The organism is Peptacetobacter hiranonis, assembly GCF_008151785.1.
Taxonomy (GTDB): domain Bacteria; phylum Bacillota; class Clostridia; order Peptostreptococcales; family Peptostreptococcaceae; genus Peptacetobacter; species Peptacetobacter hiranonis.
This window is the reverse complement of record NZ_CP036523.1, coordinates 833,964-852,939: the sequence shown is the minus strand read 5'-3', so window position 1 is coordinate 852,939 and position 18,976 is coordinate 833,964. Positions and strand designations below refer to the sequence as shown.

Sequence of the window (18,976 nt, the reverse complement as noted above, 5' to 3'; positions counted from 1 at the left end):
CTTTTTAAATATTAAATAGTTTATTCAAATATTATATCTTCAGTACTACATTCACCCTGTTTTTTAAGTTCTAAATCTTTTTCAGATCCAGTTATAACCATAAGAACTTCTGATAAATACCCTGATTTTTCTACAAAATTCTTATCAAAGCTTATTAATAAATCGCCTTTTTTAACCTTCTGCATTGATTCAAGGTTAGTATCAAATCCATTTCCTTCTAGTTTTACAGTGTCTATTCCACAGTGGATTAATATTTCTGCTCCAGCATCACTCTTTATACCACATGCGTGTCCTGTTGGGAATGTAAACACAACCTCTCCATCTACAGGTGAATAAACATTTCCGTCGTGTTCAGTTATTACGACACCATATCCCATAGCTTTTGATGAGAATGCTTCATCTGATGAATTTTCTATATCTTTTACAACACCGTTCATTGGGCTGTATATTTTTTCTTCTTTCACTTCTTCTATTCCATTTGCTTCAAGCATTTTTTCTGCTGCATCCTCTTCTTCTGCAGCTTCTTTTGATTTTCCGTTTTTAATTGCATCTCTCTTAGCAAGTATAAATGTTAGTCCAAATGCAACTACAAATGATATTATTCCACCTATTGCAAAGAATCCCCAGTTCTGAATTGGTATTGATATAAATCCTGGTATTCCCGCAGCTCCCTGTGCTATTGCTAATACATGGAATGCCGCTAAAAATGCACTACCACAAGCAGTTCCTATTATAGCTGCTATGAATGGGTATCTAAGTTTTAAAGTAACACCAAACATCGCTGGCTCAGTTATTCCAAGTAATGCTGAGATACCTGCTGCACTACAAACTGATTTCATTTTTTCGTTTTTAGTTATCCAAAGAACTGCTAAAACTGCAGCACCCTGAGCTATGTTGTTCATTGACGCTGTTGGGAATATAAAACTTCCTCCAGTAGTTGCCTTAGCTGCTATAAGCTGAGTTTCTACTGCTATAAAACTGTGGTGCATACCTGTCATTGTTATAGGTGCATATAATAAACCAAATAATCCCCCACCTATAAATCCTAAAGTGTTGTACATCCAGCTAAGTCCAGCTGCCAAGTAATCCCCAGCACTTCTCATTATAGGTCCTATGAATAAGAATGTTACAAATCCTGTAATTAATGTTGTTAATAGAGGAGTTGTTAAGTTATCTAACCAACTAGGAGTTATTTTATGTAATCTTTTTTCTATAGTCGACATTATCCAAGCCACAGCTAAAACTGGAAGAACTGTTCCCTGATATCCCGCCATAGCTATATGTAAACCAAATATATCCCAATATGGAATTTCTGTTGCAGTTCCAACCGCATAAGCATTTAATAATTCTGGATGAACCATTATCATCCCCATTGCAGCTCCTAAATATGGATTACCGCCGAATTTTTTACTAGCTGAGAATCCAAGTAATACTGGTAAAAATGTAAATGCCGCATTTGAGAATAGATTTATCATTGATGCTATTCCCGCAAACTGAGGATATAAATCTATAATTGATTTACCTCCTGCGAAAAATGCCGCAGTAAGTACATTGTAAAGTCCCATCATTAACCCACCTGCAACTATTGCTGGTATTATTGGGACAAATATATCACTTAGTCCTTTAACTGCTCTCTGTAGAAGATTTCCTTCCTGTTTAACTTCTTCATCTTCTTTTGAATTTTTATTTTCACTATTTAAATTCGCCTGTTTAATTACTTCCTCACAAACAAGGTTTACTACACCTGATCCCAATATTATCTGATACTGGCCATTTGTGTAGAATGTTCCTTTTACTGCATCGATTTCTTCAAGACCTTTTTCATCTACAATATTTTTATCTTTTAATACTAATCTTAATCTTGTCGCACAGTGTTGTGCTGATTTCATATTTTCCTTTCCACCTACGCAAGAGATTATATCTCTCGCAACAACTGAATAATTCATAAATCGTTTTCCTCCTGTTCATATTTAAAATGGTACCGATTTCATATTTACATTTATATTATAGTACCGGTTCCACTTTCTTGTCAACAAATTCTTTTAAATTTTTTCATACTTAATTTTCAACAAAAAAATATCCGAGAATTTGCACTTCTTTTACAAATCTCGGATAAGTATATTCTAAATTTTAATTCATATCATACACAGATTCGCCCTCTATAAATTTGGCGTCGACGCTCTGTAATTTTTCTACTTCTTCTTTTTTTATCATCTTTAAAATCGTTTCTGTAGCTATTTTTCCAAGCTTTTCAGAGTCAAATTTTATAGTTGTAAGTCTTGGTTTTAGAAGGTTGCTCGTTTCATACCCACCAAATCCACATATAGACACATCTTTCGGAATAGAAAGACCTAATTCTTCTATTACCTTCATCACAGCTACAGCTTGTTTATCTGTGCTGCATATAACAGCATCTATGTTTCCTATACCGTCTTTAAAATATTCTTTAGCACAGTCATACGTTTTATGATGTGAGAAATTGCTTTCAAGTACATCTACAATATCAACATTAGATTCTTTCAAAGCATCTAATATACCACTTCTTCTTTTTACTCCGACAGCTATATCCTTTTCATTTACACTGACTACAAGTACATTTTTATGTCCCTTATCAGCAACATATTTACCCATTTTATATCCTGCATCGTAGTCGTTGTTTATTATAGACACGCCTGCTGCGTATTCCTGCTCAAGTACTAAAAGCGGCACATCTACAGATTCTATTACCTTTTTAAGCTCGTCAGTCATACTTATTGCACTCAAAATAATCGCATCTACCCTAAGTCTTTGTAGATTTTCAATATTCTCTATCTCAAGGTTGTGATCATGGGCAGTATTCATAATAAGCATGGTATATCCAGCAGCTCTTAATTCTTCATCTAATGACATAAGTACCCTAGATGTAACTGTAGAATCTAAGCATGGAACAACAACACCTATTATCTTCGTTTCCTTTGCCTTTAAACTCTGAGCAAATGTATTAGGCTTGTAGTTATACTCTTCTATTACTACCCTTATCTTTTCCTTTGTCTCCTCTTTTACATAGCCCCCATTAAAATATCTAGATACAGTGCTCTTGCCTACTCCAGCTATTTTAGCTATATCCGCCATGGTAAGCTGTTTTTTCATATTACTCTCCTCTTTTCAATCTCCCTAAATTATTAATATATAACCTGGTCGACAGATACTATCTTAACATTTTTCATTCCTGGTTTAGCATTTCTAAATGCACCAGAAATCCCATCTTTTTCAGATATTGATTTTTCTATAAAAGAAGCCATACATAACTTATTCTCATTTACATCTTGCTCTAATGCTGCTATTGCTGTATCTACAGCTGAATACATAGCAAATGTATCATTAGGCATTAAAAGGCCACCGACTCTTCTATCCATATTGTATTTTGAATTCTTGCCTGCTAAAAGAGATACATTTCCTCTAAAGTTTCCTCTTTCTGCGCTCTTAATAATTGTTCTATAAAGATCTCTTAAATCATTTTCTATACAACCATCACTAGTTTCAGCTATTATAAGTCTGCTCTTTATGGCTCTTTTAATAATTACATCGTCCATAGTAGAATTTGTTCCATATACATTTATATTTTTACCATATTTATAAATCTGTTTTTCTATATCTTCACTAATATACTTTTTAACTTTGTACTCATCTTCTTTAGAATTTATATCCGCTACTTTAACTTCTGTAAATTCCACACCCTGATTAGCACATTCTTTTTTCATATCTTCTATTTTTTTACTAAGATTTTTATTATCTTTTAAATCTTTTTCTGAATAATAAACAACAAATGCTTCAGCACCCATTTCTTTTGCAAGCATTACAGTGTCTTTACCACTAGATTCCTCTGCTGGTATATAACTTAAGTCTAAATTCTTGCTCATTTCCTCTGCTGTCATACTTAAGTCTGCTCCCATAAGAAGGAGATCATCTCTTTTTGATTTTATATCATTTATGCAACTAAGCATATTTTTATCATTTCCAGAAAATACAACTGCATTCATATTTTCATCAGCAACTATTTTATCTACAACTTTTTTAGCACCATTTGAATTTGCTGGCAATACAAAGTGTTTTATCTCATCATTTGAATTTTTATCTTTATTTCTTAACTGGTATAAATCAGACATTTTTTTAGCAGCTTCATAAGAATCTTTATCTGAACTGCTAGTTCCTGTAACAATCCCTACTTTAACCCGCTTCTCATCTCCACCTTCTGCCTTTGAATAAGCTGCCATTGGTAGAGAAAGCATCGCTATACTTAAAATCATTGTAATTATCTTTTTCATATTTCCCTCCTTAGTACAGTATTGGATACATTTCCACTGTTCTTAAGAAATTATTATAATATTTCATGCTATTGTATTCTGCCCAAATACCTGTTTTTTCCTTGATATCTGCTCTTATATCACTCAATAGCTCATTTTCTTTAACCTTTTTCTTATACAGTTTATTTGAAGTATCTAAAGCTATTTCAACACAGAATACTTTTTCTGGTATATCTGTACCAGCTAATCTACCTTCCATACCCATAGATTTAAGTTTTTCAGATATTTTAGAGTTAATTTCAGTATAATCACTTCCACTCACATCTACTCCTAATATATCTCCATATAGTTTTGTACTGTCTAAAGAATGTATATTTGGAACCATTAGTTTATTTTCTATAGCAGCTTCTATAGTTGCCTTATCCATAGCTCCTCTGCATCCATAAAGCGCTACATTATCTCCGTATGCTTTTTTCTTAGCAACTGCATCTTTTTTTATAAATTCCTCAGCTGTTTTTGAATCATTCTCATCTTTCATCCCTAGAACTACTACTTCTTCATATTTGATTCCATTTTTTTCACATTCTCTCTGCATATCTCTGTTTTTCTGCTTAGACTCTACTTCATCTTTTACAAACTCATCAATATAGTTTACAAATACCTTAGCACCTAAAGCTTCAGCCATTCTAACAGCATTTTTATCATTGTCTTTATCAGTAGGATTAAATCCTATATTTATATCCTCGTCCATAATTACATCACTCTGCTTGTTTTCATTTTGCATTTCTTCAACACCTGCAGCAATAGTTGTGATATCTTCATTCTTTTCTTTTATCTTTTCAAATACAGGAAGCATTCCCTCTTTATCTGAGCATACTATTATACATTTAACCTTTTCGTTATCTGCAAATGAAGCTATCTCATCTGTTATCTTATCTAAATTTTTATCATAGTCCTTTGGAAGTACCACATTCTTAACATCTTTATATTTTTCTAAAAATTCCTGGTCTAATTTAACAGATTCTGGAGTGACTATCATAGTACACGCATATCCATCTGTAAGCCCTCCATTACTTGCCTCTTTCTTACCACACCCAACTGCTCCAAGTGCTATACAAAAAGAAAGAGCCAATACAGTCATCTTTTTTAACATCTATTTTTCTCCTCTCTATTACATTCTTATTAATTTAATTCTATTCTATCAAAACAATATACTTAATTAGTTTATCACATTTTCAGAAAAAAAACATCAAAACTTACTCTCAAATCTTCTCTTCATCTATTGTATAAACTTAAATTCGATTCTATTTTTTTAAAATAAAAGGTGCTTGGAAATTTTCCAAACACCTTGATTTATCTTATAAATTTAATTATTAAACATTCTGTATAGACCCTTTAGTCTTTATAAAACTTCCTACTAAAGCTCCAACTAAACCTGGAACTATCCATCCAAGTCCAAGAGATGTTAGTGGAAGAACGTTTATAAATTCAAAAGCTCCTGTTAAAGAATTTGCTACAGATAATATACTAGCAACAAATGTGAAGTACGCAGCACCTTTAAATGTATTGTCGTTCTTAATCTGTTTTGTGAATATTGTAAGCACAACAAGTATTATCATTACTGGGTATATAGTCTGAAGTATTGGTATAGATATCTGTATTATCTTGTTTACACCAAATGTAGAAACAACCGCACTGAATATACATATAGCTGTAACTATTTTTTCGTAAGATAATCTTCCATCTGTTGTATCTTCAAAATATCTACCTGCAGATGATGTTAATCCTATTGATGTTGTTAAACATGCAAATAGAACCATTATCGCTAGTAGAACTTTACCTGGTGTTCCAAATATTCCTTCAGTAGCTGCAACAACTAATAGAGCCTGAGAAGTATTTATATCGTGTATAGTAGACATAGTAGCTCCTAAGTAGCAAAGTCCTCCGTATACTATTGATAATGCTATACCAGCAACAAACCCAGCTTTTATAGTCATAGATATCTGATCTTTTGTATCTTTATATCCCTTAGAAACTAAAGTACTTATCATTATACCTGCCATTGCAGATGCTCCAAGTGCATCCATTGTTAGATATCCCTGAGAAAGTCCTTCACTAAATAGACTTCTATCTATCATATGATCTGGACTCATAGGTCCTATTGGTGTTATTACTCCTTTTATTATAAGTGCTAAAAGACTTAATAAAAGTACAGGAGTTAAAAATTTACCTATAATATCTAAAACCTTTGTAGATTTTATTGTTAGGAAATATGTCGCAATAAAGAATACTATTGAGAAAATAACAGACCCTGCAGTGCCTAAATTAGGCATAAATGGTAGAATACTCATTTCAAATGTAGTAGCTGCTGTTCTTGGTATTGCTAAGAATGGCCCTATACATAAAATCGCTGCACAACCAATAAATCTTGCGAGCTTCTTTCCACCTCTAACTAAAATTTCATCTAGAATCCCCTTGTTTTTAGCTGCAACCACTATAACTAAAAGCGCTAATCCTGCATCCCCAATTATAAATCCTAAAAATGAAATAAACCAATCTTGTCCCGAAACCAAACCTAAGTATGGTGGGAAAAGTAGGTTACCTGCCCCAAAGAATATTGAGAACAGTGCAAACCCCACGACAAATATGTCAGTTGTTTTTTTGTTCATAAATAAATCCTCCCCTTTTAAAACTTTCTGATTATTCCGTTTTTTTGACTTTATTCTATTTTATCAGACTTTTCTATTTTTTTCAAAGATTATCTGCATTAAAAGCTAAAAAAACTTCAATTTTTTAATTTTTTTCATTTTTCTATAATTTCCATATTATCTATTCCCGTTTATGAAATTTCTTCATTAGTTAAATCTTTTATCTCTCGGATCTGATATTATAGCTTTCGCAATCTGACTTACTTCTTTCATAACATCCTTATAACTCAAATATACCTCTATATCAGCATGAAGTCTTTCCATATCTACTTTATCTATTATACAATAGAAATATTTCCCAGCATCCATAAGTCTACTTATTATCTCATTGTCCTTTTTAGGAAGAAAACCTAAAACGTATCCGCTCTTAGATACTATTTTTACAGCCTTAATATCGTGTAAATTTGAGTAATCTCGTTTCATATATAGTCTAGCGTCTTCTCTTAGCTCTCTTTCAAGCATTTCCCTGTCTTTATACGCTAGTCCAGCTATATAGCTCTCTAATATATAAATATCCTTAGGATTTTTTTCTACTCTGATATCATCAGTAGATACTTTTTCTAGTTTTTTATCTACATTTCTATTTATAATTTTTTCGTACGCTTTTTTTACCTCAGGAATAATTTCCATTGAGAATCTAGAAGCTACGTAGTCGACAAATTTATCTGGAAGCTGTTTTTTCAATCTTAATAATACTTTTGCAGTTACTTTTCTTATTCTAGTACTATTAGCTTCCATTCCCAATTTTAGAAGCTCTCTTCCAACTGGATATATCTTGCTTAACTCAACTAACACTAAGCCAAATATCTTTTCCTTTTCATTTAGCTCTCTTTCTTCTCTAAGGCTTATTCCCTCCATATTTCCCACTATATCAGAAAAATCTAGATTTTCCTCTACATAATTTACTAGCTCAACTCTATTTGCACTAGATTCTTTTTTTAATAATTCTTTATAAATACTTAAATCGTATTTATTTTTATCTAGATATGCCTTAACCATATTGAAATTAATATCTACTCCTGCTTCCTCGGCCATAATTGCCAATGAAGAAAATTCAAAGCTTGCATCTTTAAAAGCTTCTTTCACAGCGTCTTTAAATCTCTGCTGCCCTGCTAATGCTCTAATTCCATCAATAAGCTCCTCTTCATCTACTTCAACAGAATCATCACTTAAAATAATCTCTGCTATAGCAATTATACTGTACAGTGCTTCTATACTTTTTCCTTGATTTTCTATCTTATATAGAAGAGTATCTAAAAAGTCTATCTCACCTCTGAATATTTCTGGACCTGATACTTTAAATGTTTCTGCAAATAGCTTGCAAAAGTTATTTACTTCATCATCTGTTATACCATCTCTTCTTAAATATGCTGTACGGTTAAATGTGTTCATAACAAGGCCAACCATAAATTCAGGATAATATTTATCTTTGTATCCTTCATTAAACATATAGTTAGTTATTGATATATCTATTTCCTCGATGTATTCAGCAGCATAAAGTTTTATAACTCCATCTGTATTTTTTATAAGTTCAAAAAGGAATGTGTTATAATTCTTCATTCTTTTAATGACACCTATATCATAAAATATATAATTTCCAGATTTAGAAAATACCTTCCCTACCTCATTTACAAGATTATCAGCTAGGAAATATTCCCCTAATGCTAGAGCTACTTGTACTTCTTTTTTATCTTCAGAATTTAGTATTGTATTCTTTGTAAAATCTTCAACCCACTCGACAGGGATAATACCTTCAGAAACGATACCTCTTACAGAATTTACAAAACTAGAAACATATGAAGCAACAGGATATTCTGTTTCTGGAAATCTAATATTTTCTCTATCGCCGTTGTACATTTCTATTAAAGATTTTAAAACTATATTCCGGAAGTTTCTCTTCTCAACATCGGGTAAAAAATTGTATTTATATCTATACTCAAATTCAACATTTTCTGAGCAATCTATGTATTCAGCTACATTTTTTAATGATTCATATATACTTATTCCAGGCATAAATTCACCCCTTTAAAAATAACGCAGCTTCCGATTTTAAGCATAATGCCGATATTTTTCGGAAACTGCGTTTATTTCTTAATTAATAGTTTTTACTTTTTAATAAATAACTTTAAAACTTATTTATATTATTTGCAAATAGAGTTAAGTTCGCTCATACCTTTAAATGAAACTCCTCCACCTATCTGATATACATGATCTACATATTTACCAGAAAGCACATTTTTCTGTGCATCTGTAAGTCCTCTAGAGTTAACTAAAACTACTGGGCAGTTTCTCTGTGCTGCCATAGGACCAGCAGAAAGAGCATCTACTAATACATTTGATTTAGCTGCATATACATTACTAAATCCACCTTTGTAAAGTTTTTCTATTACTTTGGCATTTGTTTCTTCTCTGTTGTTACCAGCTATTCTATTTGCTGTTACATCATTTGTTGTTATTTCATTTACTGAGTTTATTACATCATCTGATATAACTTTATTTCCACCTATGAAGTAAGCGTCTTCAAGGTTCTGTTCTTTTAACCATTCGTACATTTCAGGAGATATAGAATCTTTTCCTGTAAGTATTATTGGCTGTTTGTCTGCTCCAGCTTTTGATGCTACTGAAAGGGCATCTGCTTCACCCATTCCAGATACTATGTAAGCAGTTTTTATTTCTGCTCCACTTTCAACAAGTGCTTTAGCTATTTCAAATGAAGTTGCATATCTGTCTTTACCAGCTATTCTCTGTACTTCAACAGCATAGTCATTTGCTATTTTAGCTTCTAATGCTTTGCTAACTGCATTTTCTCCACCTACTATTATAACTTTCTGAGGTGCTATTTCTTTCATTCTATCAGCAGTTTCTTTTGGTAGATTATCTGTGTTAGCTAATAGTATTGAAGCATTTTCTGATGCTGCAAGAGGTGTAGCAGCTATACCATCTGCAACTGCATTACCATTTACAAGTACTACAGTTCCACCAGTTGCATAATTCATCTTACTTATTTCTGTAGCTGTAGAGAATCTATTGTTTCCTTTTATTACATCCCATTTTGCAATTGCTTCACCATTTTCATTGAATGTGTAGTCAATTCCATCTATGCTCTGTTCTCCAGTTACCATTGCTCCAGTCTGGTCAAAGTAGTATGATTTACCATTTAATTCTAACCATCCTATATGAGCTGCTCCATTTGGATCAAAGTAGTATTTGAAATCACCTTCAGTTATCCATCCAGTTTTCATAACACCATTTTTATCGAAGTAGTATTTTTTACCAGCTATTGTCTGCATTCCTTTGTCAGTTAAACCATTTGCACCAAAGTGATATTTTTTACCTGATATAGTTAACCATTCATTAGCTGCATATTTTCCATTTGCTTTTAAGTATTTTTTCTGACCGTTTACAGTTTTCCATCCAGGCTGTATAGGTTCTTTGAATGAAACTCCGTATTTTTTAGCTATCTGTGCGTCAGTTTTTGTACTGTAGTCTATTAAAACAGTACATCCAACTCTAACCTGAGGGAATAACCATCTTATTTCTGCATTATGCATTCTTATACATCCACCAGAAACATGTTTTCCTATAGAGCTTTCTTTGTTATTTCCATGAATAGCATAAGTGCCTCCACCAAATATACCTATCCATCTATTTCCTAATGGGTTATTTGGGTGTCCACCTGGAATACCACCAGAATAGTATGGTCTATTTACTATTTTGTTTGCTACCTTAGTCTTACCTGTTGGTGTAGGTGTACTAGGTTTTCCAGATGCTACATTAAATTTTTTTACTAGTTTATCATTTTCATAAAATGATAGTTTGTTGTATTTCGTATTAACTATAATTAACTGTTTTGAGGCTGCTTCTACTGTAGTTGTTGGAACGACTGCTGCAAACACCATAAAAACAGACATTAGTACAACGAGATACTTTTTAACAAGTTTCTTCATTACTCTAAATCCTCCTACAAAGTAAATTTATTTTTTATATCCATTTGGATTATTTTTTTGCCATCTCCAAGAATCTTCACACATTTCTCTTAATCCACACTCAGCTTTCCATCCTAATTCTTTTTCAGCTTTAGTAGGATCAGCATAACACTCTGCTATATCCCCTGCTCTTCTACCTACGATTTCATAAGGTATGTCTATTCCACTTATTTCAGAGAACATATTTATCATTTCTAATACACTATAACCTGTTCCTGTACCTAGGTTGTACACTACAAGTCCTGGGTTTTCTTTTAGCTTGTCTATTGCTTTTACATGACCTTTTGCTAGGTCTACAACATGTATATAATCTCTAACTCCTGTTCCATCTGGAGTTGGATAGTCATTACCAAATACATTTACTTTTTCAAGCTGTCCTATTGCAACTTTTGTTATGTAAGGAACTAAATTGTTAGGTATACCATTTGGGTCTTCCCCTATTTTTCCACTCTTATGAGCACCAACTGGGTTGAAGTATCTAAGTATAGCTATATTCATGCTATCGTCTACCTTTGCTATGTCCTTTAACATTTCTTCTATCATAAGTTTTGTTCTTCCATAAGGATTAGTTACTGATAGAGGGAAATCTTCAAGTATTGGGCACTTATGAGGATCTCCATATACAGTCGCTGAAGAACTAAATACAAAGTTTTTTACATCGTATTTTTTCATTAAATCAAATAATGTTAGTGTTGATATTAGGTTGTTGTTGTAGTATTCTATAGGTTTTTCTACAGATTCTCCAACAGCTTTTAGACCTGCAAAATGAATTATTGAATCTATTTTATGATTTTTAAATATTTCATCCATTTTATCGAAATCTCTAACGTCTACCTCATAACAAACTATTTCTTTTTCTTTTCCTGATAATTCTTTTATTTTTTCTATTACTGTAGGGTTACTATTGCAGAAATTATCAGCTATTATTACTTCGTACCCCTCTTCAAGTAATTCTATTGATGTGTGACTACCTATATAACCAGCGCCACCCGTTACTAATACTGCCATTTCGTTTACCTCTTTCTCTAAAAAACTTCTTTAAGTAATTTAATAACTTCATTTTTAAATACTAATTTTTCGTTTCAAACGCCATAAAGATATAATAACATACTTATATAAATTCATCAAATTTACATATAGTATTAATAAGTGAATTTTTCTAAATTATTTTTCAATTTTATTTTATGTTTATAGGTTATGGTTCTTTTTATTGATTACTTTTTAAAACTGTGACCGTTATCTCAGGTCTGTTTAATACCCTTATTGGTATCACGCTGTTTCCAAGCCCTCTGCTGACTACCATTTTTGTTTTTCTCTTATTGATTACCCCCTTTGTATACTTCGGCATAATTCCCTGATGTGGTGCATAAATCCCTCCAATAAAAGGAATTCTTATCTGTCCACCATGTGCATGACCAGAGAATACTAAATCATATCCAGCATCAGCATAATCGTCTATATGTTCTGGTCTGTGAGATAATAATATACTGTACTCATTAGATTTTATTTTATTTTTTAAGGTTTTTAATATTTCTGGCACATATTCTTCTCTATCTTCAAAACCAGTATCTATTATTCCAGCTATTTTAATCTCTGAATTTTTGTGTTTTATAGTTTTTACATCATCATCCAAAATATTTACACCATATTTTTCTAAAATCTTTTTAACTTTATCGTATTTAAACGACCATACCTCGTGGTTTCCTGAAACATAGTACATTGGAGCTATTCCCTTTGATTCAGCTAAAAACTTCTCCATATACTTAGTGCCCCACTTTCTTCTGTCCACAATATCTCCTGTGATTACAATTAAATCTGGATTTGCAGCTTTAATTTTTTTAATTAATCTCTTTTGATTTTTTCCAAATTCTTTATTATGAAGATCTGATATTTGCACTATTCTATATCCATCAAAATCAGCCGGTATTTTTTCACTACTGATAAAGTATTCAGATGTAACTATATCATTTGTTCCCCACACCAATAAAAGTGCTACAAGCAGAATAGATGCTATTATTACTTTTAATTTCTTTATTTTCATAAACATCTCGCTTTCAAATTTTTTCATCAATTATAATTTATTTTTTCTTTGTATCTTTATATTATAATCTATTGAAATATCTTTTTCTATCATATTTTCACTTTTATGAAATCATTATAAATCTATAATAATGATTAATTTATATAGAAAAAAACTATTATTTTACCTTCTAAAGTTGTATAATATAATTAAAGATAAGAAAATTAATTATTTTCAGAAAAATCAACTTGTTTGCTATTTGGCAAAAGATCGGAGGATATGTTATGAACAAAAGTAAAATTGTTGAACCTCTTGAAAACGCGAAAGATTTTGTAGAAGATAGGGTAACACCACTTACTATATTATTTGGTGTTGTGGCTTGTCTTTTAGGTGTTGGATTAATTTATCTAGCGTACCTATTGATATCTCATTTTTCTCATTCCGATGAAAATTAGATAATTTATTTTAATAAAAAAGGGCTTCACATTAATACGTTTTTAATGTGATAGCCCATATTTTTTATTAATTTTTCACTCTTTATGCAATTAATATACTATTTTAATGAGTCTAATACTTCTCTAGCAACTTCTTTATCGTCAAAGTGGTGTTTTACTGTTCCTAGTATCTGATAGTTTTCATGACCTTTTCCAGCTATTAAGATAACATCGCCTTTTTTAGCAGATTCTATAGCTTCTTTTATAGCTTCTTTTCTATCCATTACTACTTTATAGTTTTCATTGCTTTCATCTAATCCAGCTAGTATGTCTTTTATTATAAGCTCAGGATCTTCTGTTCTTGGGTTGTCGTTAGTTATTATACATCTATCAGATAATCTCTGTCCTATTCCTCCCATAAGAGGTCTTTTTTCAGAATCTCTATCTCCACCGCATCCAAACACAGCTATTAAATCACCTTCAACAAATTCTCTAGCAGTATTTAACACATTTTCAAGTGCATCTGGAGTATGTGCGTAGTCTACTATTACACTTATTCCCTTGTCATTTGGTACAGTTTCAAATCTACCTGCAACCCCACCTGTATTTCTTAGAGAATTTAGGTAATCTTCTTTATCTATTCCTAACATTTCACATGCTGCAATTACAGCTAATGTATTATAAACTGTGAATTTTCCTGGAACTGGTATAAATATATCTTCTGTATGATTTGGAGTAACTAATGTATATGCAACCCCAGAAGCATCAGATTTAATATTTTTAGCAGTGAAATCTGCATCATGCTCTATTCCGTATGTGTAACAAGGAGTATCTAAACCTTTTATTGCTTCATATATCTTTCTTCCACCCTCATCATCTACATTGATTATATTTGCCTGAGTAGTCTTATGGAATAATTTTTCCTTAGCTTTTCTGTAGTTTTCTAAAGTCTTGTGGAAATCTAAATGGTCTGGAGTTAAGTTTGTGAATATACCTATCTTGAAGTTTGTATCATCTACTCTACTAAGCTCTAACGAATGAGATGAAACCTCCATTGCACAACAATCACATCCATTATCCACCATTCTCTTGAATATCTTCTGTAAATCAACACTCTCAGGAGTAGTTGAATTTGATGGAACCTCATTATCTCCGTCAAATATCTTTATAGTACCTATAAGACCAACTTTCTTATTACAGTTTCTAAGTATCTCATTTATAAATGTAGTAATACTAGTCTTTCCATTTGTTCCAGTAACACCTATAACATCAAACTTATCTGCTGGATGCTCACAGAAATTAGCTGCAACCTTTGCCATAGTCTTTCTAGTATCTTCAACCTTTACATAAGTACAATCTTCCTTAAAATCTACATCGTCCTGAATTAAAAATACCCTAGCTCCCTTTTCATAAGCTGAGTCTATATATCTATGCCCGTCTGAAACAAATCCTTTTATACAAATAAATAAAGTACCTTCCTCAACCTTTCTTGAATCGTACTCAACATTTAAAACTTCTACATCTTCATTCCCAACAACTGAAAGAACCTCTATTCCTTCTAATATATGATTAAGTTTCATCAAAAAAACACCTTCTCTTTCTTACTATATTAATACTTAATATATTATATCACACAAACAAAAAGCATTCACTCAAAATAAATTCCCCATTCAAATAATTTGCAACAAAAAATGGGCTGTTGATAATATTACACAAGCTCTTTTTATACATAATTGTAATTAAATTTACTAACTTTTGAGATAGGATATAAACTAAATTTTTATAAAAAAAGAAGCAATTTGTACTTGGGAATATAGACAAAACGAACTCGACAATGCAACTAGATTGCCTGGAGAGGAGTTTGTCTATATTTTCAAGTATATAAAATTGCTTCCTTTTAAAAATTTAGTTGTATCCTATCAAACAAGTTTTAAATATATTTACAATTATACATAAAAAGGGCTGTTGCAATATTGCAACAGCCCATATTTTTATAAAAATTATACTAATCTTTTGTATGATTCGTATCTTTCTTTTGCATTTTCTTCAGCCATAGTGAATAGTTCTTCAGCCTGTTCTGGGAACTGTTTAGCTATTGCTGCGTATCTTGTCTGTTTCATTAAGAAGTCTCTGAAGCTTTCTGTTGGTTCTTTAGAGTCTAATGAGAATGGATTCTTACCTTCAGCTTTTAATTCTGGGTTGAATCTGTATAAATGCCAGTATCCACAGTCAACTGCCTGTTTTTCGTTAGCTATACTTCTTCCCATACCTTCTCTTAAACCATGGTTTATACATGGAGCGTAGCATATGATTAGAGATGGACCATGATGAGCTTCTGCTTCAGTTATAGCTTTCATGAACTGGTTCTTATCAGCACCTATAGCAACCTGAGCTACGTAAACATTTCCGTAAGACATAGCCATCATACCAAGGTCTTTTTTCTTAGATCTCTTACCAGCTGCTGCGAATTTAGCCATTGCTGCTACTGGAGTAGCTTTAGAAGCCTGTCCACCTGTATTAGAGTAAACTTCTGTATCGAATACTAATACGTTAACATCTTCACCCTGAGCAAGAACGTGGTCTAATCCACCGTAACCGATGTCGTAAGCCCAACCGTCTCCACCAAGTATCCACTGAGATCTCTTAGCTAAGTAGTCTTCTCTTTCTTTTATATCTTTAACAGCTGCTGCTATTTCAGGATCATTCATGCAAGATTCATGTAATCCGTTAACTAATTCAGCTACTTTTGCAGAAGCTTCTTTATTAGCAACACCGTCTTCTTTAGTTTCTAACCAGTTGTTAAGAACTGCTTTCGAGTTTTCATCATGAGCTTTTTCAGCTAAAACTTTTATGTCTTCTTCTAATTTAGCTCTCATCTGTTTAACAGCTATGAACATACCAAATCCGTATTCAGCATTGTCTTCGAATAATGAGTTTGCCCAAGATGGACCTTTACCTTCATGGTTGCAAGTATAAGGAGTTGATGGTGCAGATCCTCCCCATATAGAAGAACATCCTGTAGCATTTGCTATCTGCATTCTATCTCCAAATAACTGAGTTATAACTTTTATGTATGGAGTTTCTCCACATCCAGCACAAGCACCTGAGAATTCTATTAATGGCTGTCTGAACTGAGAACCTTTAACTGTATTTACGTTCATTAAATCGCCTTTTGGAGCAACTTTAGTTGTATCCACAGCGAAGTTCCAGTTTTCTATCTGTTCTTCCTGAGTAGCTAGAGGCATCATTTCTAATGCTTTGTTAGGAGCTGGACATATGTCAGCACAGTTTCCACATCCTGTACAGTCAAGAGTAGATACCTGCATTCTGTACTGTAATCCATCGAATCCTTTACCTATAGCTTTTTTAGCTTTGAATGCTTCTGGAGCATTTGCTAATTCTTCTTCAGTAACAAGTACTGGTCTTATACAAGCGTGTGGACATACGAATGAACACTGGTTACACTGTATACAATTGTCTAATTTCCATTCTGGAACGTCTACTGCTATACCACGTTTTTCGTAAGCAGCTGTACCACATGGGAATGTTCCGTCTGGTAATTCTTTGAATGCACTTACAGGTAGGTCATTACCTTTCTGAGCAGTCATAGGTCTTAATATATTTTTGATGAATTCTGGTTCGCAAGCTTCTTCTTTTGGTGCATCAACAGCAGTTTTCCAAGCTTCTGGAACTTCTACTTTAACTAATGCGTTTATACCTGCGTCAACAGCTTTGAAGTTCATGTCTAATATTTTCTGACCTTTTTTACCGTAAGTTTTAACTATTGATTCTTTTAAGTGTTCAACAGCTTCGTCTACTGGTATTATTTCAGCTAGTTTGAAGAAAGCAGCCTGCATTATCATATTTATTCTGCTTCCTAATCCTATTTCTTTACCTAATTCAACAGCATTAACTGTGTAGAACTGTATGTCGTTTTTAGCTATATACTGTTTCATTGATGCAGGTAGGTTAGCTTCTATACCTTCCTGATCCCATATAGTATTAAGTACGAATGTACCACCTTTTTTAAGTCCTTTTAATAAATCATACTGATATACATAAGACTGGTTGTGACAAGCTATGTAGTCAGCTTCATCTATTAAGTAAGTTGATCTGATTGGAGTATCACCAAATCTTAAGTGAGACATAGTTATACCACCAGATTTTTTAGAGTCGTAATCGAAGTAAGCCTGAGCGTATTTGTCAGTGTTATCACCGATTATTTTTATAGCCTGTTTGTTTGCACCAACAGTACCATCTGATCCAAGTCCCCAGAATTTACATCTTACAGTACCTTTAGATGCTATTCTGAAGTCTTCAGCTTCTGGTAATGATGTGTTAGTAACGTCATCAACTATACCTATTGTAAACTGATTTCTTGGACATTCAGCAGCTAAGTTGTCGTAAACAGCTTTTAACTGAGCTGGAGTAGTATCTTTAGATCCTAATCCGTATCTTCCTCCTACTATTAGAGGAGCATTTTCTTTTCCGTAGTATATATCTCTAACGTCTAAGTATAGAGGATCACCAGTTGCACCTGGTTCTTTAGTTCTGTCTAATACACATATTCTTTCTACTGTAGAAGGCATTGCTTTTAAGAAATGTTCTGTAGAGAATGGTCTGTATAAGTGAACTTTAACGCATCCAACTTTCCAACCTTCAGCGTTTAATCTATCTATAGTTTCTTCTAATGCTTCTGTAACTGAACCCATAGCAACTACTACATATTTAGCATCTTCTGCTCCGTAGTAATCGAATAAGTCATGTTTTCTTCCTGTTAATTCACTTACTTTGTGCATGTATTTTTCAACTATGCCAACCATATCATTGTAGTAAGTGTTTGATACTTCTCTTGTCTGGAAGTATATATCAGGGTTCTGAGCAGTACCTCTTGTAACTGGGTGGTTAGGAGATAAAGCTTTGTCTCTGAATTTCTGAACAGCGTCGAAGTTTAATAATGAAGCGTATTCTTCATTTTCCATTAATTCAACTTTCTGTATTTCGTGAGAAGTTCTGAATCCATCGAAGAAATGAACGAATGGAAGACTTCCTTCTATTGCTGCTAAGTGAGCAACTGGAGCTATATCTGCAACTTCCTGAACTGAACCTGAAGCTAATAAGCAACATCCAGTCTGTCTAGCTGCCATAACGTCCTGATGGTCACCGAATATTGATAATGCCTGAGATGCTAAAGCTCTTGCAGAAACGTGGAATACACCTGGAAGTAATTCCCCTGCTACTTTATACATATTAGGTATCATAAGTAATAATCCCTGAGATGCTGTAAATGTAGATGTTAATGCACCAGCCTGTAAAGAACCGTGGAATGCACCAGCAGCACCAGCTTCTGACTGCATTTCTACAACATTAACTTTCTGTCCAAATACGTTTTTTCTTCCCTGAGAAGCCCATTCATCAACTAATTCTGCCATAGTTGAAGATGGTGTTATTGGGTATATAGCTGCTACATCTGTAAATGCATAAGCAACATGAGCTGCGGCTGTATTCCCATCAACAGTTTTCATAAATTTTGCCATGATTAAAA

At 32.8% G+C, this 18,976-nt stretch carries 12 protein-coding genes; 1 reads left to right on the top strand and 11 read right to left on the bottom strand.

Annotated elements, in window-relative coordinates:
- Nucleotides 1-20: 20 nt before the first annotated feature.
- The 9 genes from KGNDJEFE_RS04020 to KGNDJEFE_RS03980 all read right to left on the bottom strand — a co-directional run bounded on the left by KGNDJEFE_RS04020 (nt 21) and on the right by KGNDJEFE_RS03980 (nt 13,045).
- Nucleotides 21-1,946, bottom strand: a complete 1,926-nt coding sequence (locus KGNDJEFE_RS04020; RefSeq protein ID WP_006439948.1) for a sucrose-specific PTS transporter subunit IIBC — start codon at nt 1,944-1,946, stop codon at nt 21-23.
- A 184-nt stretch (nt 1,947-2,130) separates the two neighbouring features.
- Nucleotides 2,131-3,129 (bottom strand): LacI family DNA-binding transcriptional regulator, encoded by a 999-nt coding sequence (locus KGNDJEFE_RS04015; RefSeq protein ID WP_006439947.1) that lies wholly within the window; start codon nt 3,127-3,129, stop codon nt 2,131-2,133.
- Nucleotides 3,130-3,161: 32 nt separating this feature from the next.
- Nucleotides 3,162-4,304, bottom strand: a complete 1,143-nt coding sequence (locus KGNDJEFE_RS04010; protein ID WP_006439946.1) for a DUF3798 domain-containing protein — start codon at nt 4,302-4,304, stop codon at nt 3,162-3,164.
- Nucleotides 4,305-4,314: 10 nt separating this feature from the next.
- Complete coding sequence (locus KGNDJEFE_RS04005; RefSeq protein ID WP_006439945.1) at nt 4,315-5,436, bottom strand: DUF3798 domain-containing protein; 1,122 nt, start codon at nt 5,434-5,436, stop codon at nt 4,315-4,317.
- 220 nt (nt 5,437-5,656) lie between these two features.
- Nucleotides 5,657-6,952 (bottom strand): branched-chain amino acid transport system II carrier protein, encoded by a 1,296-nt coding sequence (brnQ, locus tag KGNDJEFE_RS04000; RefSeq protein ID WP_006439944.1) that lies wholly within the window; start codon nt 6,950-6,952, stop codon nt 5,657-5,659.
- A gap of 186 nt (nt 6,953-7,138) precedes the next feature.
- A complete protein-coding gene (locus KGNDJEFE_RS03995; protein ID WP_006439943.1) occupies nt 7,139-9,004 on the bottom strand; it encodes an HIRAN domain-containing protein in 1,866 nt (621 codons plus the stop codon).
- 128 nt (nt 9,005-9,132) lie between these two features.
- The gene (locus KGNDJEFE_RS03990; protein WP_006439942.1) at nt 9,133-10,938 is read right to left on the bottom strand and encodes a cell wall-binding repeat-containing protein; all 1,806 of its coding nucleotides are present in this window, start codon (nt 10,936-10,938) and stop codon (nt 9,133-9,135) included.
- A 27-nt stretch (nt 10,939-10,965) separates the two neighbouring features.
- On the bottom strand, nt 10,966-11,985 hold the full coding sequence (gene galE / locus KGNDJEFE_RS03985) for a UDP-glucose 4-epimerase GalE (RefSeq protein WP_006439941.1): 1,020 nt from the start codon (nt 11,983-11,985) through the stop codon (nt 10,966-10,968).
- Nucleotides 11,986-12,184: 199 nt separating this feature from the next.
- Entirely contained in the window at nt 12,185-13,045 is an 861-nt protein-coding gene (locus tag KGNDJEFE_RS03980; RefSeq protein ID WP_006439940.1) for a metallophosphoesterase, read from the bottom strand.
- Nucleotides 13,046-13,281: 236 nt separating this feature from the next.
- Between KGNDJEFE_RS03980 and KGNDJEFE_RS11710 the strand changes: the two genes are divergently transcribed.
- Nucleotides 13,282-13,452, top strand: a complete 171-nt coding sequence (locus tag KGNDJEFE_RS11710; protein WP_154645816.1) for a hypothetical protein — start codon at nt 13,282-13,284, stop codon at nt 13,450-13,452.
- A 98-nt stretch (nt 13,453-13,550) separates the two neighbouring features.
- Here KGNDJEFE_RS11710 and KGNDJEFE_RS03975 read toward each other — a convergent pair whose 3' ends face one another.
- Complete coding sequence (locus KGNDJEFE_RS03975; protein ID WP_006439938.1) at nt 13,551-15,011, bottom strand: UDP-N-acetylmuramoyl-L-alanyl-D-glutamate--2,6-diaminopimelate ligase; 1,461 nt, start codon at nt 15,009-15,011, stop codon at nt 13,551-13,553.
- 420 nt (nt 15,012-15,431) lie between these two features.
- Nucleotides 15,432-18,968 (bottom strand): pyruvate:ferredoxin (flavodoxin) oxidoreductase, encoded by a 3,537-nt coding sequence (gene nifJ, locus KGNDJEFE_RS03970; RefSeq protein ID WP_040410394.1) that lies wholly within the window; start codon nt 18,966-18,968, stop codon nt 15,432-15,434.
- Nucleotides 18,969-18,976 lie beyond the last annotated feature (8 nt).